Source organism: Nocardia sp. NPDC057227, assembly GCF_042669725.1.
Lineage (GTDB): Bacteria > Actinomycetota > Actinomycetes > Mycobacteriales > Mycobacteriaceae > Nocardia > Nocardia asteroides_A.
This window is the reverse complement of the sequence record NZ_JBHUXA010000015.1, coordinates 69,332-88,510: the sequence shown is the minus strand read 5'-3', so window position 1 is coordinate 88,510 and position 19,179 is coordinate 69,332. Positions and strand designations below refer to the sequence as shown.

At 72.1% G+C, this 19,179-nt stretch carries 23 protein-coding genes; 5 read left to right on the top strand and 18 right to left on the bottom strand.

What is annotated here, in order from left to right; all coding sequences use genetic code 11:
• Window position 1 precedes the first annotated feature (1 nt).
• The 4 genes from ACFUJ1_RS21135 to ACFUJ1_RS21120 all read right to left on the bottom strand — a co-directional run bounded on the left by ACFUJ1_RS21135 (window position 2) and on the right by ACFUJ1_RS21120 (window position 3,525).
• Window positions 2–700, bottom strand: coding sequence for an alpha/beta fold hydrolase (locus ACFUJ1_RS21135; protein ID WP_378647989.1), 699 nt, complete (start codon window positions 698–700; stop codon window positions 2–4).
• Entirely contained in the window at window positions 697–1,662 is a 966-nt protein-coding gene (locus tag ACFUJ1_RS21130) for an alpha/beta hydrolase (RefSeq protein ID WP_378647987.1), read from the bottom strand. The genes ACFUJ1_RS21135 and ACFUJ1_RS21130 overlap by 4 nt, the downstream gene beginning before the upstream one ends.
• A gap of 28 nt (window positions 1,663–1,690) precedes the next feature.
• Window positions 1,691–2,404 (bottom strand): alpha/beta fold hydrolase, encoded by a 714-nt coding sequence (locus tag ACFUJ1_RS21125; protein WP_378647985.1) that lies wholly within the window; start codon window positions 2,402–2,404, stop codon window positions 1,691–1,693.
• Window positions 2,405–2,514: 110 nt separating this feature from the next.
• On the bottom strand, window positions 2,515–3,525 hold the full coding sequence (locus ACFUJ1_RS21120) for a GlxA family transcriptional regulator (protein WP_378647983.1): 1,011 nt from the start codon (window positions 3,523–3,525) through the stop codon (window positions 2,515–2,517).
• 74 nt (window positions 3,526–3,599) lie between these two features.
• Here ACFUJ1_RS21120 and ACFUJ1_RS21115 point away from each other — a divergent pair, with 74 nt between their 5' ends.
• Window positions 3,600–4,187, top strand: a complete 588-nt coding sequence (locus tag ACFUJ1_RS21115; protein WP_378647981.1) for a TetR/AcrR family transcriptional regulator — start codon at window positions 3,600–3,602, stop codon at window positions 4,185–4,187.
• 37 nt (window positions 4,188–4,224) lie between these two features.
• On the opposite strand, the gene ACFUJ1_RS21110 is transcribed toward ACFUJ1_RS21115, so the two are convergent.
• From ACFUJ1_RS21110 to ACFUJ1_RS21100, 3 genes are all read right to left on the bottom strand, one after another.
• A complete protein-coding gene (locus ACFUJ1_RS21110) occupies window positions 4,225–5,778 on the bottom strand; it encodes a hypothetical protein (RefSeq protein ID WP_378647979.1) in 1,554 nt (517 codons plus the stop codon).
• A 64-nt stretch (window positions 5,779–5,842) separates the two neighbouring features.
• Entirely contained in the window at window positions 5,843–6,502 is a 660-nt protein-coding gene (locus ACFUJ1_RS21105; protein WP_378647977.1) for an HAD family hydrolase, read from the bottom strand.
• 53 nt (window positions 6,503–6,555) lie between these two features.
• Entirely contained in the window at window positions 6,556–7,449 is an 894-nt protein-coding gene (locus ACFUJ1_RS21100; protein ID WP_378647975.1) for an SGNH/GDSL hydrolase family protein, read from the bottom strand.
• Window positions 7,450–7,548: 99 nt separating this feature from the next.
• Here ACFUJ1_RS21100 and ACFUJ1_RS21095 point away from each other — a divergent pair, with 99 nt between their 5' ends.
• Entirely contained in the window at window positions 7,549–8,160 is a 612-nt protein-coding gene (locus ACFUJ1_RS21095) for a hypothetical protein (protein ID WP_378647973.1), read from the top strand.
• 42 nt (window positions 8,161–8,202) lie between these two features.
• On the opposite strand, the gene ACFUJ1_RS21090 is transcribed toward ACFUJ1_RS21095, so the two are convergent.
• The 4 genes from ACFUJ1_RS21090 to ACFUJ1_RS21075 all read right to left on the bottom strand — a co-directional run bounded on the left by ACFUJ1_RS21090 (window position 8,203) and on the right by ACFUJ1_RS21075 (window position 11,556).
• A complete protein-coding gene (locus ACFUJ1_RS21090; RefSeq protein ID WP_378647972.1) occupies window positions 8,203–9,834 on the bottom strand; it encodes an MDR family MFS transporter in 1,632 nt (543 codons plus the stop codon).
• Between the two features lie 15 nt (window positions 9,835–9,849).
• Window positions 9,850–10,323 (bottom strand): MarR family winged helix-turn-helix transcriptional regulator, encoded by a 474-nt coding sequence (locus tag ACFUJ1_RS21085; RefSeq protein WP_378647971.1) that lies wholly within the window; start codon window positions 10,321–10,323, stop codon window positions 9,850–9,852.
• A 117-nt stretch (window positions 10,324–10,440) separates the two neighbouring features.
• Window positions 10,441–11,076: a pentapeptide repeat-containing protein gene (locus ACFUJ1_RS21080; RefSeq protein WP_378647970.1), complete on the bottom strand. Its 636-nt coding sequence runs from the start codon at window positions 11,074–11,076 to the stop codon at window positions 10,441–10,443.
• Window positions 11,077–11,112: 36 nt separating this feature from the next.
• Window positions 11,113–11,556 carry an anthrone oxygenase family protein gene (locus tag ACFUJ1_RS21075; protein ID WP_378647969.1) on the bottom strand — a complete coding sequence of 148 codons (444 nt, stop codon included), beginning with the start codon at window positions 11,554–11,556 and terminating at the stop codon, window positions 11,113–11,115.
• An 88-nt stretch (window positions 11,557–11,644) separates the two neighbouring features.
• Here ACFUJ1_RS21075 and ACFUJ1_RS21070 point away from each other — a divergent pair, with 88 nt between their 5' ends.
• Window positions 11,645–12,223 (top strand): TetR/AcrR family transcriptional regulator, encoded by a 579-nt coding sequence (locus tag ACFUJ1_RS21070; protein ID WP_378647968.1) that lies wholly within the window; start codon window positions 11,645–11,647, stop codon window positions 12,221–12,223.
• Between the two features lie 5 nt (window positions 12,224–12,228).
• Here the strand turns inward: ACFUJ1_RS21070 and ACFUJ1_RS21065 are convergent, their stop codons facing one another.
• Window positions 12,229–13,119, bottom strand: a complete 891-nt coding sequence (locus tag ACFUJ1_RS21065) for a helix-turn-helix domain-containing protein (RefSeq protein ID WP_378647967.1) — start codon at window positions 13,117–13,119, stop codon at window positions 12,229–12,231.
• A 130-nt stretch (window positions 13,120–13,249) separates the two neighbouring features.
• Here ACFUJ1_RS21065 and ACFUJ1_RS21060 point away from each other — a divergent pair, with 130 nt between their 5' ends.
• Window positions 13,250–14,230 carry an aldo/keto reductase gene (locus ACFUJ1_RS21060; protein ID WP_378647966.1) on the top strand — a complete coding sequence of 327 codons (981 nt, stop codon included), beginning with the start codon at window positions 13,250–13,252 and terminating at the stop codon, window positions 14,228–14,230.
• A 14-nt stretch (window positions 14,231–14,244) separates the two neighbouring features.
• On the opposite strand, the gene ACFUJ1_RS21055 is transcribed toward ACFUJ1_RS21060, so the two are convergent.
• From ACFUJ1_RS21055 to ACFUJ1_RS21030, 6 genes are all read right to left on the bottom strand, one after another.
• A complete protein-coding gene (locus tag ACFUJ1_RS21055; RefSeq protein WP_378647965.1) occupies window positions 14,245–15,024 on the bottom strand; it encodes an ABC transporter permease in 780 nt (259 codons plus the stop codon).
• Window positions 15,021–16,148 carry an ABC transporter substrate-binding protein gene (locus ACFUJ1_RS21050; RefSeq protein ID WP_378647964.1) on the bottom strand — a complete coding sequence of 376 codons (1,128 nt, stop codon included), beginning with the start codon at window positions 16,146–16,148 and terminating at the stop codon, window positions 15,021–15,023. The genes ACFUJ1_RS21055 and ACFUJ1_RS21050 overlap by 4 nt, the downstream gene beginning before the upstream one ends.
• Window positions 16,145–16,861 carry an ABC transporter ATP-binding protein gene (locus ACFUJ1_RS21045; RefSeq protein ID WP_378647963.1) on the bottom strand — a complete coding sequence of 239 codons (717 nt, stop codon included), beginning with the start codon at window positions 16,859–16,861 and terminating at the stop codon, window positions 16,145–16,147. The genes ACFUJ1_RS21050 and ACFUJ1_RS21045 overlap by 4 nt, the downstream gene beginning before the upstream one ends.
• Window positions 16,837–17,853, bottom strand: coding sequence for an acyl-CoA dehydrogenase (locus tag ACFUJ1_RS21040; RefSeq protein WP_378647961.1), 1,017 nt, complete (start codon window positions 17,851–17,853; stop codon window positions 16,837–16,839). The genes ACFUJ1_RS21045 and ACFUJ1_RS21040 overlap by 25 nt, the downstream gene beginning before the upstream one ends.
• The gene (locus ACFUJ1_RS21035) at window positions 17,850–18,368 is read right to left on the bottom strand and encodes a DUF4242 domain-containing protein (RefSeq protein WP_378647959.1); all 519 of its coding nucleotides are present in this window, start codon (window positions 18,366–18,368) and stop codon (window positions 17,850–17,852) included. The genes ACFUJ1_RS21040 and ACFUJ1_RS21035 overlap by 4 nt, the downstream gene beginning before the upstream one ends.
• Before the next feature lie 62 nt (window positions 18,369–18,430).
• Window positions 18,431–18,511: a putative leader peptide gene (locus ACFUJ1_RS21030; RefSeq protein WP_378648168.1), complete on the bottom strand. Its 81-nt coding sequence runs from the start codon at window positions 18,509–18,511 to the stop codon at window positions 18,431–18,433.
• A 50-nt stretch (window positions 18,512–18,561) separates the two neighbouring features.
• On the opposite strand from ACFUJ1_RS21030, the gene ACFUJ1_RS21025 reads away from it, so the two are divergent.
• Entirely contained in the window at window positions 18,562–19,161 is a 600-nt protein-coding gene (locus ACFUJ1_RS21025; protein ID WP_378647958.1) for a TetR/AcrR family transcriptional regulator, read from the top strand.
• Window positions 19,162–19,179 lie beyond the last annotated feature (18 nt).

Genomic DNA, 19,179 nt, shown 5'->3' with positions numbered 1-19,179 from the left:
GTCAGCGGACGGCCGCCACCGCCCTTCCGATCAGCTCCGCGACCACGTCCGGCCGGGAGACCGCCACCGCGTGCGAGGCGTCGACCTCCACCGACGTCGCGCCCGCGCGCTCGGCCATGAAGCGCTGCGACGCCACCGGGATGTTCTTGTCCTCGGTGGTGAGCAGGGCGAACACCGGGACGTCCCGCCAGGCGGTCGCCGCCGCGCCCTCCTGCAGCGCGGCCAGCGCCACCGGACGCTGGGTCACGGCCAGCAGCGCGGCGGGGGCACTGTCTACATCTGCGGCGAACTGCCCGGGGAACTCGTCCTGCCCGATGGTCAGCTCGGTGCCGCCCGGGTACTCCGCCGGAGTCGTGGTCGGCCCGAGCGTCGAGCCGGGGAACTTGTCGGTGAGTTCCAGCGCGCTCTCGCCGGTGTCCGGGATGAACGCGGCCACGTAGACCAGCGCGGCCACGTTCGGCTGCCCGGCCGCGGCGACGGTGATCACGCTGCCGCCGTAGGAGTGTCCGGCCAGCACCACCGGGCCGTCGACGGTGCGCAGCACCGAGGCGACGTAGGCGGCGTCGGAGGCCAGCCCACGCAGCGGGTTGGCGGCGGCGATCACCCGGTGCCCGTCGGCGCGCAGCCGGGCGATCACGCCGTTCCAGCTGGACGAGTCGGCGAAGGCGCCGTGCACGAGCACGATCGTCGGAACGCTCATGCGGGGTGCAGCGCGGAGCGCAGGGTCGCGACGGCCTGGGCGACGGCGGCCTTGGCGGCCTCGGTGTCGTGCAGCGTGTTCAGCATGACGAAGTCGTGCACGATGCCGCCGTAGCGCACCGCGGTCACCGGAACACCCGCGGCGCGCAGCTTCGCCGCGTACGCCTCGCCCTCGTCGCGCAGGACGTCGGCCTCGGCGGTAATGACGAGCGCGGGCGGCAGCCCGGCCAGCTGCTCGGTGCTCGCGCGCAGCGGCGAGGCGGTGATCTGCGCCCGGTCCTCCGCGCTGGGGGTGTACTGGTCCCAGAACCACTGCATTCCGTCGCGGGCCAGGAAGTAGCCCTCGGCGAAGCGGTGGTAGGACTCGGTCTCGAAGGCCGCGTCGGTGACCGGGTAGAAGAGCACCTGCTGCACGAAGCTCAGGTCGCCGCGCTCCTTGGCGAGCAGGGTGAGCGCGATCGCCATGTTGCCGCCGACCGAGTCACCGGCGACCGCGATCCGCGACGCGTCCAGCCCGTGCGCGGCGCCGTCGCCGGCGACCCACTGCGCCACCCGGTAGGACTGCTCGTTGGCGACCGGGTACCGCACGTCGGGGGAGCGGTCGTACTCCGGGAACACCACCGCCGCGTTCGCGCCGACCGCGAGGTCGCGGACCAGCCGGTCGTGGGTGTGCGCATCGCCGAAGACCCAGCCGGCGCCGTGCGTGTAGACGATCACCGGCAGCGCGCCCGCGGCGCCATTCGGCTTGACGATCCGCGCCCGGACCGACCCGGTCGGGCCGCCGTCGACGGTCACCCACTCCTCGTCGATCTCGGGCTTCCAGATCTCCGAATCCTGGACGCCGTCGACGGTCTTGCGGCCCTCCTCGGGGTCGAGCTGGTAGAGGAAGGGCGGCTCCGAGGTCGCGTCCACGAATGCCTGGGCGGCGGGTTCGAGCGAGAGGCCGTGCGGATTTCCTGCCATAGCGGGGTGCCTTTCTCGATGGAACGTTTCAGGACAGTGCGGCGAGCGCCTCGGTGAGCACCGCGACCACCTCGTCGGGGTGGGTGCGCATCACCAGGTGCGGACCGTCGATCTCGACCACCGAGCGCAGCCCGGCGCGCTGGTAGCCGAAGCGCTCGACGTCCGGGTTGATGGTGCGGTCGGCACTCGAGACGATGCCCCATCCCGGCTTGGTCTTCCAGGCCGCCACGCTGGCCGGTTCGCCGAAGGCGAAGGCGGTGAGCGGGCGCTGCGAGACGGCGAGCACCGCGGCCTCGGCCGGATCCAGCCCCGCGGCGAAGACCTCGGGGAACTTGTCGATATCCACCGAGACGTCGGTGCCCGGCTCGCCGCCCGGTACCGGGAACGGCGTGTAGACCAGCGCGGATGCCAGGTCGGAGTCGGGGAAGCCGCCCTGCAGCTGCCCCAGGCTCTCGCCCTCGTCCAGCGCGTAGCCCGCGACGTAGACCAGCCCGGCCACGTTCTCCGCCACCCCGGCCACGGTGATCACCGCGCCGCCGTAGGAGTGCCCGGCCAGCAGCACCGGGCCGTCGACCGCCTCAACCACGGCGCGGATCGAGGCCGCGTCGGCGGCGAGGCTGCGGTTGTAGACCGGCGGGACGAGCACGCGGTGCCCCTTCGCGAGCAGCCGCTGGGTGACCGGAGCCCAGCTCGCGGCGTCGGCGAAGGCACCGTGGACGAGGACGATGGTGGGGGAGGACATGGATTTCCTTTCCGGACCGGCACCTGCCGGCGCAGTGTCGAGTCTTCGCTCGGAGAGTTGTCGGCGCCCCGCCTCAGCGGCCCGGAAAGCCACCGATCGGGACACCGGGGTCAGGTGCCGACCGCCGCCAGCAGCGGCGCGCCCGCGCTGCCGGTGGAGCGGAACCGCTGCTGGTACTTGCGCGGCGAGATCCCGAGCCGGGCCACGAACGCCCGGCGCAGCGCCTCGCTGCTGCCGTACCCGGCCGTCATCGCCGCCTCGGTGACGCCGGAGCCCGAGTGCAGCAGGTCGCGCGCGACGCCGAAGCGGATGAACGCCACGTACTCGGCGGGTGAGCGCTCGAGTTCGGCCCGGAACAGCCTGGTCAGGTGCCTGATGCTGACCCGGGCGTGCGCGGCGAGGCTCTGCACGGTGTGCGGGGCCGCGGGATCGGCGCAGATCAGGTCGACCACCGCCCGCACCAGCGGGGTGCGCGGCGCCGGGCCGCTCAGCGAGGCGGAGAACTGCGACTGCCCGCCCGCCCGCTGCATGTAGACCACAAGGGACTGCGCGACCCGGCGCGCCACGTCGGCGCCGTGGTCCTCCTCGACCAGCGCCAGCGCCAGGTCCATCCCGGCGGCGACCCCGGCCGAGCTGTAGAGCGTGCCGTCGCGCACGAAGATGGCGTCCGGGTCCACCGCGGCCCGCGGGTAGCGCCTGGCGAGGTCGGTGGTGAACTTCCAGTGCGTGGTCGCCCGCCTGCCGTCGAGGAGCCCGAGCTCGCCGAGCACGTAGGCGCCGCTGCAGACCGAGGCCAACCGGCGGGTGCGCGCCGACAGGTGCCGCGCCGCCGCGAGCACCTGCGGGGTGGCCCAGGTCGACAGCGGCCGCTCGCTGCCCGGGATCACCACCGTGTCGAACCGGCCCGCGTCCGCGGCCGCCCCGGCGACCTCGATCCTGGCACCGATCGAGGTGCCGACATCGCAGCCGTCCGGGGACAGCAGCACCACCTGGTAACCGTTCAGCGACTGGTTCGCCTCCACGAAGACTTCCGCAGGTCCAGCGAAGTCCAGCATCTTCACACCCTCGAAGAGCAGGATGCCGATGCGGCGTCGTGCGGGTACAGCGAATTCCGGGCACATACCGCTCAGTATTATGGAGTAGCGGCTCCAGAACAACCGGTGTGGGCGAACTCGCCATCGGATACCGTGGCGCTATGGGACGCCCACGACGGTTCGACGAGTCGAATCTGCTGGACGCCGCGACCGAACTGTTCTGGATGCGCGGCTTCGACGACACCTCGGTCGAGGGCGTCTCGCGCGCGACCGGCATCGGCAACGGCAGCATCTACGCCGCCTTCGGCAGCAAGCGCGGCCTCTTCCTCGCCGCCTACGGCCGCTACTGCGAACGCCGCGCCGCGCTCATCCGCGAGGTCATGGAGTCCGCCCCCGGCTCGCCCCGCGACGCCGTGCGCGCCCTCTTCCACGCCGTCCTCGACGGCTGCGCCGAGCACCCGGACCGCCGCGGGTGCCTCATGCTCAACAGCATCGCCGGGCTCGGCGTCCGCATCCCCGAGGTGGTCGAGATCGGCGCGCGCGCCACCTCGGTCATGGAGCGCGCCGTCGCCGAAAGGCTCGTCGTGGCCGACGGATTCGACGTCGACGTGGTGGCGGCCCAGGTGATCCTGGTGGCGCAGGGGCTGATCCAGGGGAGCAGGCTCGGTATGCCGCGGGAGCGGCTGGAGGCGATCGCCGACGTGTCGGTGGCCGGGCTGCCGATCACCGACGACGTCGCGGTGGCGTGATCGCTCCCGATCTCGAAGCGGGACGGTCGGTGGTCGCTCAATCCTCGCGCAGGATCGGGCGCCCCTCGCGCAGCCACTGCGCCGCGGTGCGCTCGTCGAGGAATCCGTCCTCGAGGACCTCGGGGACGAAGACCTCGTCGGCCCGCTCCGGGGGGAAACTCGCCTCGCCGTAGACGTCACCGATGAGGAACGCGTCGAACTCGGCGTCGGGGCGCGGGAAGTACAGCGAGTAGGACAGCACCTGCGCGTCGATCTCCTCGGCGCACAGGGTGCCGCCGTCGTCGCCGTGGTCGCACAGCACCACGGTGGCGACCTGGAGGGTTCCGCCGATGGAGGCGGCGATGCCGTAGCGGAACATCGCCGCGCGCGCCCACACGTCGCCGCCGACGACGAGCAGGCTGCCGTAGCCGTCGCCGCCCGCGGTGGCGTCGAGCGTGCCGTCGACGGTGAGGTCGCCGCGGATCGCGACCGCGTAGTCGGCGTCGTCGTCGCTTCCGAGCAGCGCGTTCGCATCCGCGACGTGGACGTCGCCGTCGTAGAACCGGACCTCGTCGAGTGCGCAGTCGGGCCAGGACACCCCGGGAAGGAGCCGGGTGGCCTCCTCGAGCGGGAGCACGGTGTAGTCACCGGCACCGAGCGCCGCGGCCGACGGCACGGCGACGGTGCGGCTGCGCGGCGGGCCGAAGTCCTGGCGGGGTGGCCGGTACACGGTGTCGGGCACGGTGCTGCCGTCGTGGTAGAGCGCGCCGCGGAACTCGAAGGGCGGGCCCTGCTGGGTCCAGCCGGTGAACAGGTGGCCGTCGCCCCATTCGACGACACCGCTGAGGCGGTACGGCGGGGTCGCGGGCGGCGCGGCCCGAAAACCGGTGTCGTCGAGCACGCCGACGAAACCGTCCGCGCCGACGACGAGGAAGCGGTCGTGGGGCGCGTCGTAGTGCACGTGCTCCAGATCGAGCGACGGCGCTTCCGCACACGGCAGGAAGGAGCCACCGGGCGCCGACCGGAACACCTGCCCCTTGTCGCCGACGACCACGCCGCGGCCGTCGGGGGCGAAGGCGACGCCGCACAGCGGGGCGTTCCCGCGGAACGACTCGCGCACGGAGCTGTCGGCGGAGCGGACGATCAGTGCGGCCCCCGCCGCGAAAACCGTCGCCCCGTCGGGGGCCGCGGCCACGGCCACGACGCTGTCACCGGTGAACGGCGGTTCGACGCGCAGTTCCCCGGTCCCCGGGTCGAGCACTGCCACGAACCCGGCGTCACCGGTCACCCGGATCGACCCGTCGACCGCCGCCAGCGCGTACAGGCAGCCCCCGGTGCCGGTCGGGACGATCCGCTCGTCGTCCGCGTCGATGATCGCGAGAAAGCCGTGCTCACCGGCGACGACCGCCGCGGTGTCGCTCAGCGGCAGGATCGCGCGCAGGCCGTGCGCGCCGAGCCGCCGCGACCGCCACCCCTCGCCGTCGAACCGCAGCACGGCGCTGTCCCCACGCCCGCCGCCCGCCACCCACAGTGTGTCCCCGAAGCGGGCGGGCACGAGCGGCCCCGGAATCTTACCGAGCAGTGGATGACCATCGACCATGAACGCGCGCACGGGGTTTCAACCTACGGCACCCTCGATCCGGTCCGAATCCGGGTGCGTGACCTGCACGTCGCGATCAGAGCAGTTCGCCGATGGGGCTCCGGTCGACCTCGCGCAGCAGCTCCGCGACGTCGTCGCAGACGAACTCCGCACCTGACGAGGTCAGCTCGTCGCGGGGGATACCTCCGCTGAGTACGCCGACGGCGCGCACCCCGACCTCGGTCGCGGCTTTCGCGTCCCACACCGTGTCCCCGACGAAGACCGCCCGGTCGGCGGAGACGCCCGCCCGGTCGAGGGCGACGCGGACGATGGCCGGGTCCGGCTTGGCCGTCCGCACGTCGTCGGCGTCGGTGACGGCGTGCAGGATCGCATCGCTGTCGAGCAGCTCGCGCAGGCGGGCGAGTTCGTCGGGCGCGGCGGAGGTGGCGAGGACGATGCGCAGACCGCGATCGTGCAGCGCGTGCAGGATTTCGCGGGCGCCGGGGAGCAGGGTGAGCTCCCCGGCGGACTCCAGGTAGTACCGGGAGTGCAGCCCGTCGGCGCGATCCGCGTCGATATCGGGGGCGAGCGTCTCGATCAGGGTGTCGCCGTCCATGCCGATCGCGCGGTGGATGCGCCAGCTCGGCACCACCGCCCCCGCCTCGCGGAAGGCGCGGTGCCAGGCGCGGGTGTGCTGGTAGTTGGAGTCGACGAGGGTTCCGTCGATGTCGAACAGCACGGCGGCGGGGTCGGGCACGGGCTCCTCCTCGGGTCGGTTGCTGCCCGGCTACCCGACCTGCCGCGCGGGAATCAGCCGCCGAGGGTCGCGAGCACCGTGCTCGCCTGGTGGTTGACGCCGAGCTGGTTGGGGTGGAAGGGGAGCGCGGGGCCGGGCGGGTCGGCGGTGACCGGGATCAGCCCCTCGACCCAGCGGACGCCGGGCGCGCGGCAGGCGTCGTGCCCGACGCTGCCCGCGTAGGTGTTCGCGAACTCCACCCCGGTCTGCCTGGCTACGGCGGCGAGCATGGTGTTCAACTGGGCGAGCTTCTCGGCAAGCCAGTTCACGTCGGTCGGCGAGATCGGGATGATCGGGTAGCACGGGTCGCCGACGGCGACGCCGTCCAGGTAGTTCAGCATGACGATCCTGGCGTTCGGCGAGCGCTCGGCGATGCCCCTGATGGTGGCGGCGATCTTCGGCTCGGCGGCCTCGATCCGCTGCGTCATCTGGTCGACGCCGTTCACCACGAACCTGGACACGCACGGCGAGACGGCCGGGTTCGGGGTGATGCAGGTGCGCACCGTCGCCGCAAGCCCGACGTCGTTGCCGCCGATCAGGATCGTCACCAGGTCGGTGTCCGGGGTGAGCCGGTCGAACTGCGGTTCGTTGTACGACGGGTACTGGTCCTTGCCGAGTGGCTGGTCGACCGTCATGTCCTCGGTGGTGGCGCCGGCGCAGGCCGCGTCCCGGAAGGTGGGGACGTTCAGCGCCTCGGCCACCTGCCTGGCGAAGTTCTGCGTGCGCTGCAGGCAGCCGAGCGGCACGAACTCGCTGTTGAGCAGCGCGGGGTTCAGGGTCGCGCCCGCCGACCAGGAGTCACCGAGCGAGACGTACTCCTGGTAGCCCGGCGGTTGCGCGGTGACGAGCGGCGCCGTGGCGCAGGTCAGCAGTGTTCCAGCAAACGCGGCAAGAGTGGCTCGCCACATGGGCACCTCCGGGTCTCGTTGCGGGTGATCCTGGCAGCTGACAGCGTGCCAGCAGATCACCCGCAACGGGTGAGATTGTCCGTTTCGCTAGGGTGTGGCGTGATCTCCGCGCTCCTGCTCCTCACCGCACTCGTCCAGCTCGCCTGCGTGGCCCTGCTCTGGACCCGCACCACCCGGCCCGCCCGCGTCTGGCTGCTCGGGGTGGTCGGCCTCGGCGTCGCCTACGACTCGGCGATCATCGGGCTGGGCGCGGTGCTCGGCGAGGGCGCGCTGCTGGAGACGATCAGCCTCGGCCGCTTCATCGGCCACGCCCTGCTCACCCCGGTGCTGGTGCTCTGGGCGGCCGACCGGGTGGCCGCGGGGCAGCGGCTGCGCTGGTCGGCGGTCGCGCTCACCGCGATCCTGATCGCGTGGGGCGTGTTCGAGCTGCCGCACCTGGAGCTGATCCCCAAGGAGTACGCCGACACCCTGCGCTACGCCTCCGCCGAGCCCGCGCCGCCGATCGTCCCGCTGGTCGTGACCGTGGTGCTGCTGACCGCGAGCATCTGGCTGCTGCGCCGCGAGTCGCGGTGGGAGCCGCTGGTGGGGACGGTGCTGCTGGTGCTGGCCTCCGGCACGGCGGTGGCGGTGCCGCCGCTCGGCAATATCGGCGAGGCCGCCATGCTGGCCGGGCTCACCGCGGTCGAGCTGCCGCGCCGGTCGCGGAAATGAGAAACGGGCCCCGGATCGCTCCGGGGCCCGCTGCTCGGGGAGTCAGTGCTGCAGCACGCGCTCCCTGGTGGTGTCGTCGACGGTGTTCTCGGTCCGCGGCGTCGTCCCCGGCTGCATGGGGTCGAGCGCCGGGTCGATGTCGATCGTGGTGCGCAGCGGCTTGTTCGGCAGCAGCGCGGCAGCGACCAGCGCGATGACGCAGGCCGCGGCGGCGACCAGGAAGATGCGCCCGGTGGCGTCGCCGTAGGCGGCGCGGACGATCTCCAGGACCGGGGCGGGCAGCGACTTCAGGTCGAGGGTGCCGCCGCCGGAGCTGCCCGCCGGGATACCCAGCTTCGCGAAGCCATCCGCGGAGAGCTCACCCACCCGGGAGGCCAGGATCGAGCCGAGCACCGAGACCCCGATCGCGCCGCCGAAGGTGCGGAAGAACGCGACGCTGCTGGAGGCGGCGCCGATGTTCTGCACGCTCACCGTGTTCTGCACGGCCAGCACCAGGTTCTGCATCATCATGCCGACGCCGAGGCCGACCACGGTGATGTAGCCGCCGACCAGCCACAGGTCGGTGGCGTGGTCGATGGTGGAGAGCAGCCCGAAGCCGATCACCAGCAGCACGCCGCCGAGGACCACGAAGCGCTTCCACTTGCCGAACCGGGTGATCAGCTGCCCCGAGGTCACCGAGGCGATCAGCATGCCTGCCACCAGCGGGATGGTCAGGACGCCTGCCGCGGTGGGGGAGTAGCCCCGCGCGGTCTGGAAGTACTGGCCGAGGAAGGTGGTCGCGCCGAACATGCCGATACCGACCGCGATGGAGGCGAGGATCGCCAGCCCGGTGGTCTTCTCCAGCACGATCGGCAGCGGAATGATCGGCGACTTCGCCCGCCGCTCGACCCACACGGTGGCGGCCAGCAGCAGCAGGCCCGCGCCGACGTAGAGCGCCGACTCCCGGGAGAACCAGTCGTAGTAGCCGGCCTTGCCCGCGAAGGACACCCAGATCAGCAGCACCGAGACGCCCGCGGTGAGCAGTGTCGCGCCGAGCCAGTCGATGGAGCCGCCGGTCTTGCGCTCGGTGGGCAGCCGCAGCGTGCGCTGCAGCAGGAAGAGAGCGATCACGGCCAGCGGCACGCAGACGAAGAAGCACCAGCGCCAGCCGAGCGGGCTGTCCACGATCACGCCGCCGAGGATCGGGCCGCCGGACATGGAGACCGCCATGACGGCGCCCATGTAGCCGGAGTACCTGCCGCGCTCACGGGGCGAGACGATCGAGCCGATGATGGCGACGACCAGCGCCGTCAGCCCGCCCATGCCGACGCCCTGGATGACCCGGGCGACCAGCAGCAGCGGCACGGTGTGCGCGAAGCCCGCGATCACCGAGCCGATCACGAAGATCACGATGGCGGACTGCACGAGCAGTTTCTTGTTGAACAGGTCGGCGAGCTTGCCCCAGATCGGGGTGGTCGCCGCGTTGGCGAGCAGCGCCGTGGTGATGACCCAGGCGTAGGCCGTCTGCGAACCCTTCAGGTCGCCGATGATGGTCGGCAACGCGGTCGCGACGATGGTGGTGCTCAGCAGCGCTGTGAACAGCGCGGCCAGCAGACCGGTCATCGCTTCCAGGATCTCGCGGTGACTCATGGCGGCCGGATCTCGGTCTTTCACCGCCTCGGCTGTGGTGGACATCGAATACCTGACTTTCTATCGAACCGGCTGGTGCTCGCCCGCGCCGGTGCGGAGAGCGTGTTCGGTGAGCTTTTCCCGGAGGGTGCGGATGGTGCTGCGGGCGCGTTCGGCGTCGTCGTCGCCCCAGTCGTCGAGCAGGGCGGCCATGACCTCGGCGCGCTTGACCCGGATCCGGCGCAGCAGTGCGCGGCCGGGGTCGGTGATGTGCAGGACCGTGGCCCTGCCGTCGGTCGGATCGGGATGCCTGCTCAGCAGGTCGTCGGCGACCAGTTCGGCGACGTGGCGGCTCAGTGCCGACGGGCTGAGGCACATCGAGACCGCCAGATCGCCCTGCCTGCACGGGCCGTGCTCCTCCAGGGTGACCAGCACCCCGAGGCCGCCCGCGAGCAGCCGCTCGTCCTCGTTCCTGGCGATCGAGACCTTGATCGCCCTGGCCATGAGGTAGAGCTCGTCGATCAGGCTCTGGGCCGTCGTGCTCGACACCGCCATCGTGACCACTCCCGCAACAGACTATTTGCTTGCTTGCGTTAAGCAACTATACGACGGTTGTTTGACACAAGCAACTAGTTTGCGGGCGTGCGATGAGTCACGCCCGAGATGTCCGAATCAGTCCCTGACCAGCAGTCCGATCGATGCGGCCAGCAGGGGAGCGAGCTCGAACAGCTGGGTTTGCGAGATGATGGCGCCCCGTAGCGCGGGCACGCCCTCGGTGACCGAGATGCTCGCCGCCTCGCGCAGATCGACCTTCTCCAGCGTGGTGTCGCGGAGCGCGAGCTCCACCCGGCTGCCGGGAAAGGTGACGCCGGTGAGCTTGGCACCGCCGAGGTCGACATCGCGCAGGACGCAGTCGCGGAACGTCACCTCGCGCAGCTGGGCGCCGCGGAAGTTCGCGCCGTCCAGCTTGCAGCCCTCGAAGGTGACCCGGCGCAGCCGGGCGCCGATCAGCTCCGCGCCGGCCAGCACCGATTCGACGAGTTCGACGTCCTGCCAGGAGGATTCGGTCAGGGTCGCGCCGGTCAGGTCGGTGTTGCGGAACCAGGAGTCGGCGAATCTGGTCGCGGTGAAGTCGGTGACGGTCAGCCCGGCCGCGCGCAGGGCGCACTCGGTGAAGCGGGCGTTGCGCACGGTGGCGTTGCGGTGCTCGCCCTCGATGAGGGCGCAGTCGTAGTCGCCCTCGTCATCGAGGGGGTCGTCCAGGGGGCGGAGGTGGGCTGCGAAGGGGAGGTCGTCGAGTTCGCGCACGTCGTGCACCCTAGTGGGCCGTGCCGACAGCGACGCTCACCGTGCGGCGGTCAGCAGGACGAAGGCGGCGACGATGATCGCGACGCGGACGTAGTGGTAGCGGTCCCAGCGGTTGGACTGCTCCTTCCAGTCCGCGGGGCGGCTCTCGGCGGTCCACGTCTTGGCCCGGTTGTTGATCGGGACGAGCAGGAGCAGCGACATGACCACGCTCACGATCAGCAGCGCGGCGGCGGTGACGACGAGGCCGGTGCCGGGGTCGCGCCAGGCGGTGGCGGCCCAGACGGCGCTGAGGGCGAGGGAGCCGAGGTACCAGAACGGCATGAGGGCGCCGAGCATGCGGCCGCCGTGGGCACGGCCGAGCTGGCCGGCGTCGCCGGGGAGGCCGTCGAGGATCCGGTTGATCACGAAGGCGACGGAGAGTTCGACTCCCACCATCAGGCCGACGATGACGACGGTGCCGATTTCGAGTGCGTTGAGCATGGCGACCTTCTTTATCTAGTGCTGCTAGTTCTTGGATCAACACTAGAACTATCGGCGCCCCGTTGTCTAGCGGTGCTAGGATTCGGCTATGTCGGTACAGGAGCGGAAGCAGCGCGAGCGGGCGGAGCGGGAGCGGCTGATCGTGGCGACCGCCCGCGAACTCGCCGCGCGGGACGGCTGGGACGCGGTCACCACCCGGCGGCTCGCCGAGCGCATCGAGTACAGCCAGCCGGTGCTCTACAGCCACTTCCGGGGCAAGCGCGAGATCATCGGCGCCGTCGCCCTGGAAGGTGCCGCCGAACTGGCCGCGGCGGTACGGGCCGCGGCGGGCGCGGCCGACGGGCCACGCGCCCGGGTCACCGCCCTCGCCGACGCCTACCTCGACTTCGCCGCCCGCAACCCCGCGGTCTACGACGCCATGTTCCAGCTCGACGGTGGACTGGCCTTCGCGAGCGAAGACACCCCGGAGCCGCTGAAGGATGCCTTCGCGGCCCTGCTCGAAAACCTCGCCGACGCCGCCGGGGAGGGCGTCGAACCCGGGCTGTTCACCGAGGTCGTCTGGTCGGCCCTGCACGGGCTGGCCACCCTCACCCGCGCCGGACGGCTGCCGCCGGGTGAATCCGCGCGGCGGGTCGAGCTGCTGGTCGATCGCCTCGCCGCCGGTTAGCCGCTCTACGGGACGGTTTCGGTGTGCCCGGGGGCCGGGGTCTGCGCGTTCCAGCTGGCGAGCAGGCGGATCGCGTCGTGTTCGGGCGAACCCGGTCGCGGGGTGAACACGGTCATGACCTGGTCCGCGGAGTTGTCGATGGTGAGGTTCTCGAAGGGCAGGGTGAACGTTCCGACCAGGGGATGCCGGAAGACCTTGGTTCCCGCGCGGTGCGTCTTGACGTCGTGGGCGGCCCAGCGGGTGCGGAACGCGGGGCTGCGGGTCGACAGGTGACCGATGAGGGCTATCAGCTCCGGGTCGTCGGGGTGACGGCCTGCCTCGCTGCGCAGGATCGACACCGCGTCCGCGGCGACGCGTTCCCATTCGGGGAACAGGTTCCTGGCCGCGTGCTCGTCGAGGAACAGGAAACGCGCCGAGTTCACCGGGCCGTCGGTGTCGAGCATCCCCGCGTAGAGGGCGCGGGCGAGGTCGTTGGCGGCGAGCAGGTCGAGGCGGGGGCTGCACACCACAGCGGGCAGGTGGTCGATCGAGTCGAGCAGCACCCGGATTCCGGGGCTGATCGTGGCGGTGGCCGGGGGTGTACGGCGCTTGCGGGCCTCGGGAGTCAGCGCGGCGAGCAGCCGGTCGAGGTGGGCGCGTTCGTCGTCGTCGAGTCGCAGCACCGTGGCGATGGATTCCACGACCGCCGAGGAGGGGCCGGTGGCCTGGCCTCGTTCGAGGCGAATGTAGTACTCCGGGCTGATTCCGGCCAGCAGGGCGACCTCTTCGCGGCGCAGGCCCTGCACGCGTCGGCGGGTCCCGACCGGGGGCAGCCCCGCCTCGGCGGGGGAGATCCGGTCCCGGCGGCTGCGCAGGAATTCACGGACCGCGGCGCGCGCTGCCTGCTTCTCGTCCATGGTTTCGAGCGTAGCCACCGGTGGGTCGGGGAGGGGGCCACTGCGAGTACCCCTCTCACCAGGGCCTGTCGCGCCCTCCGGCCACGGTGTTGGCTGACGTCGGGGAAAGAACCGACGAAGGAGTAATTCGATGAAGCCTGCGCTACTCGGCACCCTCGAGGTGTCCCGGATCGGCCTGGGTGCCATGACCATGGCAGGCACCTACACCTCCGGCGGTGGCCTGGACGACGACGAGTCGATCCGTGCCGTCCGCCGTGCGCTGGAACTGGGTGTCACCCACATCGACACCGCCGAGATCTACGGTCCCTTCCACAGCGAGGAGATCGTCGGCCGCGCGATCGCCGGGCGACGGGACGGGGTCGTCGTCGCCACCAAGTTCGGGCTGGTCTCGCACTCCGGTGCCGGGCCGGGCACCGTCGACAGCAGCGCCGCCAACGTGAAGGCCGCGGTCGAGGGTTCGCTGCGGCGGCTCGGCACCGACCGCATCGATCTCTACTACCAGCACCGCGTCGACCCGAACACCCCCATCGAGGAGACAGTCGGCGCGCTCGCCGATCTGGTCGCCGAGGGCAAGGTCCTGCACATCGGGCTCTCGGAGGCGTCTCCGGAGACGATCCGCCGCGCCCACGCGGTGCACCCGCTGACGGCATTGCAGACCGAGTACTCGCTGTGGACCCGCGACCCCGAGAACGAACTGCTGCCACTGCTGCGCGACCTGCGCGTCGGGTTCGTGCCCTACTCCCCGCTCGGGCACGGATTCCTCACCGGGCAGCTCCGTTCGCCCGCCGACATCCCCGACGACGACTGGCGCAAGACCAACCCGCGGTTCGTCGGCGAGGCCTTCACCCGGAACCTGCGCCTGGTCGACGAGGTCCGCACCGTCGCTGACGAGGCAGGTGCCACCCCCGCGCAGGTCGCGATCGCGTGGCTGCTGGCCAAGGGCAACGATATCGCCCCCATCCCCGGCACCCGCCGCGTCGCCCGCGTCGGGGAGAACACCGCCGCCGACACCGTCGAACTCACCACCGGCCAACTGGCGCGCCTGGATCGACTCACCCCCGCGGTCGGAGCCCGTCACGACGACGCGAACATGGCCAGGATCGACCGCTGACAGCTCCGCGACCCTCAGCGCCGGTCGAGCACCGCCCGCGCGGCGGAATCGAGGACGAAGCCGAGTGCGCCGATGACGACGATCACCGCCATCACCTGGTCGTACGCCAGCTGATCCCGCGCGTTCAGAATCTGGTACCCCAAACCCGAACGCACGCCGAGCATCTCGGCGGGCACCAGCACGACCCACGCGATCCCGAGCGCGATCCGCAACCCCGCCTGCACGTGCCCGCGAATGGCGGGCAGCACCACGGCGAAGAGCCGCTCGCGGCGGGTGGCGCCGAAGGAGCGGGCGACCAGGAGCAAACCGGGGTCGATCGCGCGGACACCGGCGCTGGTGTTCAGGACGATCGGCCAGACCGCCGCGGCGGCGACCAGGAACACCACCGGCTGATTGCCGATGCCGAACACCGCGACGGCGATCGGCGCCCAGGAGAGCGGCGAGATCATCCGCAGGAACTGCACCACCGGCGCGACGGCGTGCTCGGTCGCGGCGTGCAACCCGAGCAGCAGGCCGAGCGGAACGCCGATGGTCACGGCGATCAGCAGCCCGAGCAGCAACCGCCACAGGCTGACCCCGATATCGGAGAGCAGCACCCCGCGCTCGTACAGCGCGTGCAGCGCACCGGGCACGTGCTGCGGGGCGAAGTCGCGGAGCAGCGAGTCGGAGCCGGCCAGCACGCTGGTGACCAGCCACCAGAGCGCCAGCGCGGCGGCGATGGCGGCGACGCGGGGGAGCGGGCTGCGGCGGGTGCGCGAAACCGGATCGGTATCGGGGAGGACGGTGGTGGTCACGACGGGTCGATCTCCTCGATGCGGGTGGGGGCGGCGCCGCCGAGGCTGCTGCGGACGAAGCGGTCGTCGACGAGTTCGGCGTGTACCCGGGCGGGGTCGAGCCGGGTGAGGAACCGGATGTCGCCGTCGACGACGGTCGCGGGCATGGCCTCGATCAGGGCCTCGGTGAAGCTCGGGTAGGGGTACGCGTGGAAGCCGATGCGCTGCGGGTTCCACTCCGGGTGCCGGACCGGGGGTGGTTTCGGGTAGGTGAGCGCGGTGGTGATGGCGGGCAGCGGCTGCGGAAGGTAACCGCCCGCCAGCATTTTCGCGATGGCGGGGCGGTCGGCGTCGATGCGGCGCTGGGCGGCAACCACGCCGTCGGTGAGCGCCTGCGCGACCTCGGGGCGCCGGTCGAGCAGGTCCTGGTGCACCACGAGAGCGCAGCAGGCGTGGTCGCGCCAGAGGTCGCCGAGGTAGCGGTGGATCCGGCCGATGCCGCGTACCTGGGCGGCGGCGTTGAACGGGTCGGCGACGGTGAAGCCGGCGATCGAGCCTCCTGCCAGCGCGGGGACCATGTCCGACGGGCTCATGACCACGAGTTCGACGGTGCGGTCGGCGCGCGCGGCGGAGCGCCGGATCACCGGGCGCAGCCCGTGCGCGCGCAGGTACTGCTGGATCAGGATGTTGTGGATCGACCACCAGAACGGGATCGCCACCTGGGTGCCCGCCAGCTGCTCCGGCTCGGTGATGTGCGGGGCGACGGTGAGCGCGGAGCCGTTGGTGTGGTTCCAGCCGAGCACCCGGACATCCGCGCCGAGCCCGTACCTGAGCTGCACGGCCAGCGGCATGAGCAGGTGCACAACGTCCACCTGGCGGGTCAGGAAAGCCTCGGCGAGCGCGGCCCAGCTGCGGAAGAGCACCGGCTTCGCGCTGTCCACCGTGCCCGCGGCGACGGTGTTCGCGCCGTGCGCGACCAGCAGCGGCGCGGCATCGGTGATCGGCAGGTAGCCGATGCGCAGCGTGCCGCCGGTGTTGGTGCGGTCGGTCCCGGCGGCCCGCGCCAGATCGGCGACCCCGGCGATGCCACCGGCGGCGACCAGTCCGGCGCACCCGCACAGCAGGGCCCGGCGGGAGAGGCTCACGCGGGCACCACCGTCTCGCGGTAGCCTGCCACGATGCGCTCGCGCACCGCGACCGGGTCGGCGCCGGTCAGCGAGACGTCCTCGCGCACGGCGGCCCCCGGCCCGATGAGCACGATCCGGTCGGCCAGCCGCAGCGCCTCGTCCACGTCGTGGGTGACGAGCACGGTGGTGCAGGACAGCTCGGCGACGAGTTCGCGCAGCCAGTCCTGCAGGTCCGCGCGCACCGCCGGGTCGAGCGCGCTGAACGGCTCGTCGAGCAGCAGCAGCCGGGGCCGGACGGCGGCTGCCCTGATCACCGCGATCCGCTGCGCCTGCCCGCCGGAGAGCTGGTCGGGGCGGCGTCCGGCCAGGTCGCCGAGGCCGAAGCGGGCGAGCAGGCCGAGCGCGTGCTCGGCGTCGAAGCCGTCGCGGTGCCGGGTGAAGCGGCCGCCGAAGAGGATGTTGTCGCGCACCGTCAGCCACGGCATGAGCAGCGGCTGCTGGAACACGGTGCCGGTGGCGGGCGGGGTGCCCGCGCCGTCCCAGTCGATGGTGCCCGCGTCGAGCCGGTCCAGCCCGGCCAGCACCCGGAGCAGCGTGGACTTCCCGCTGCCGCTGGCGCCGAGCACGGCAAGCGTCTCCCCGGCGGGAACCGCCAGGTCGAGGCCGCGCAGGACCGGGGTGCCGGAGTAGCTCTTGTGGCCGTCCGCTATTCGTACTGCGAGAGTTCCCACCGCAATTGCCCTTCCGAGGGTGACTGGATCGGCAGGAAGGCAGCCTCCCGGAACCGACGATTGGTGGCGCTGGCGGTGGCGTAGCCCGCCCCGCCGCGCAGGGCGAACTCCAGCCGGGTGGCCTCGACCGCGAGCCGGGCGGCGCCGAGCCGGACCTCGAGCAGCTCGGCCGGTCCGGCCGCGCCGGGGTCGGCGGCGTGCCGGTGCAGCTGGTGGCGCAGGTCGTCGCCGCGCGCGGCGAGCGATTCGAGCTCGGTGCGGAACTCCTCGCCGAGCCCGTCCAGCCGCCCCGCCGCCTCGGCGAGCGCGGTGCGCGCGATGCCGGTGCAGAAGGCGGATTGCAGCAGCAGGAAGGTCGGGCGGATGGCGCCGCAGAACCCCTTCAGGTCGGCGGTGATCCGCTGCTCGACCGCGACGCCGGTGAAGCGCAGCGAGGTCGAGGCGGTCGCGCCGAGCGCGAGCAGCTCGGGTGCGGGCGCCACCTCGACGCCGGTCGCGCCGGTGCGGGTGCAGCCGACGTGCCCGCGCCCGGACTCGTCGCGGAACGGGAAGACGATCAGCGCGTCCGGGAAGACATTGGAGGCCCAGGCGATCGGCCCGGAGATCCGGTCGCCGTCGGCGGCCAGCGGCAGCGGGCCGAGCCCGGCCAGGTGCTTGAGCGCCGCCGCCATGGCGGTGACGCCGACCGTGCGGCCGGAGGTGAGGCCGTCGAGATGTGCGTCGCGCACGGGTTCCGGTGCGCGGGAGACATATTCGATGGTCATCCGCTGCGCCCAGAGCGAGAAGCCGACCGCGAGGCTCTCCCCGGCGATCGCCTCGACCACGCCGACGATCGGCTCGATCCCCGGCTCGCCGAGCCCGATGTCGAGCAGCCCCAACCGGCCCAGCTCGGCCAGGTCGGTGCGGACGTCGGTCTCGCCACGGTCGAGCGCGGCGGCCCGCTCGCGGACGAAGGCCACCGCCTCGGCGCGGGCGTCGAGCACGGCGGTCATGTCCTGGGTTCCGTGAGCGCGTGCAGGCGGTCGATCGGGGTGCTCACGGCATCGCGGGCGCGGCGGACCGCGGCCTCGTCGGGGGCGTCGTAGAAGCACAGGCACTTGGCCGTGTCCTCACGGACGTAGGTGCGCAGGAAGTCGACCTCGGGGACGTTCGCGTACTTGGGCGCGTTCGCCTTCTTGCGCGCCAGGTAGGTGTCCATGTCGATCTCGGCCGGGATGTCCCACTCGACCAGGTACCCCGCCGCCGGGCGGGCTGCCTTGAGCTGTGCCAGCTCGGCGCCGACCAGCCGCACCTCGTGCGGGCCGTCGACCGCGCCGAGCGCGCCGTCCGGTTCCAGCCCGGGGGCGCGACAGGATTCGAACTCGGCGATCGCGAAGATCCGCCCGGCGCCGCCGGTCACCTGGGCCTCGATCAGCTCGCCGCCGGCCTCGCCGATGCGCGCCGCCAGCTCGTCGACGGCCTTGGCCGGATCGATCGCGGGCGCCAGTTCGTACAGGTACAGGGACATGCGGGATCGCCTTTCGGAGAACGGATAACGGCCCTCGACGCAGTGCGGGACCGGGACGCGGCTCAGCGCGAGTGACGACAGGCAGCACCGGCGACGCGCACGAGATCCACGTGCAGGCGGCGGGTGAGGGTGCTGCGGGTCACGAAGCAACCATGACATAGACAGAACGATCTGTCTATTCGGCGGAGTGGCTATGGTGGACGGTGTGACCACGTCGACGGAACCCGCGGCGCGGGCCGGGCAGCCGGCCAAGCCGAGCCCGGCGCAGCGCCTGCTCGACACCGCGGGCGCCCTCTTCGCCCGCTACGGCATTCGCGCCGTCGGCATCGACCGAGTGCTGGCCGAGGCCGGGGTGGCGCGGGCCAGCCTCTACTCCAGTTACGGCTCCAAGGACGCGCTGGTGCTCGCCTATCTCGAGCACCTAGACCGCCGCGACCGGGTGCGCTGGCAGGAGGCGGTGGCCGTCGTCCCCGACCCCGCCGATCGGGTGCTGACCTTCTTCGACCTCGCGCTGGCTTCCGCGCCGGGGAAGGGATTCCGGGGCTGCCAGTACGCGAACGCGGCGACCGAGTTTCCCGATGAGCGGCTGGAACCGGTTGTCGCGCATCGGGTCTGGGTTCGGGAGACGCTGACCGGGTTGCTCGCCGAGGCCGGGGTGGCCGATCCGGGGGTGCTCGCGCGGCGGATCCAGCTGGTCTACGACGGCGCGCTGGCGGGGTCGAAGCTGGAGCACTCGGTGGAGCCGCTGCGGCTCGGGCGCGCGATCGCGGCGGAGCTGCTCGGCACCGGATAGCCGCCCGTGTGGGTCGGG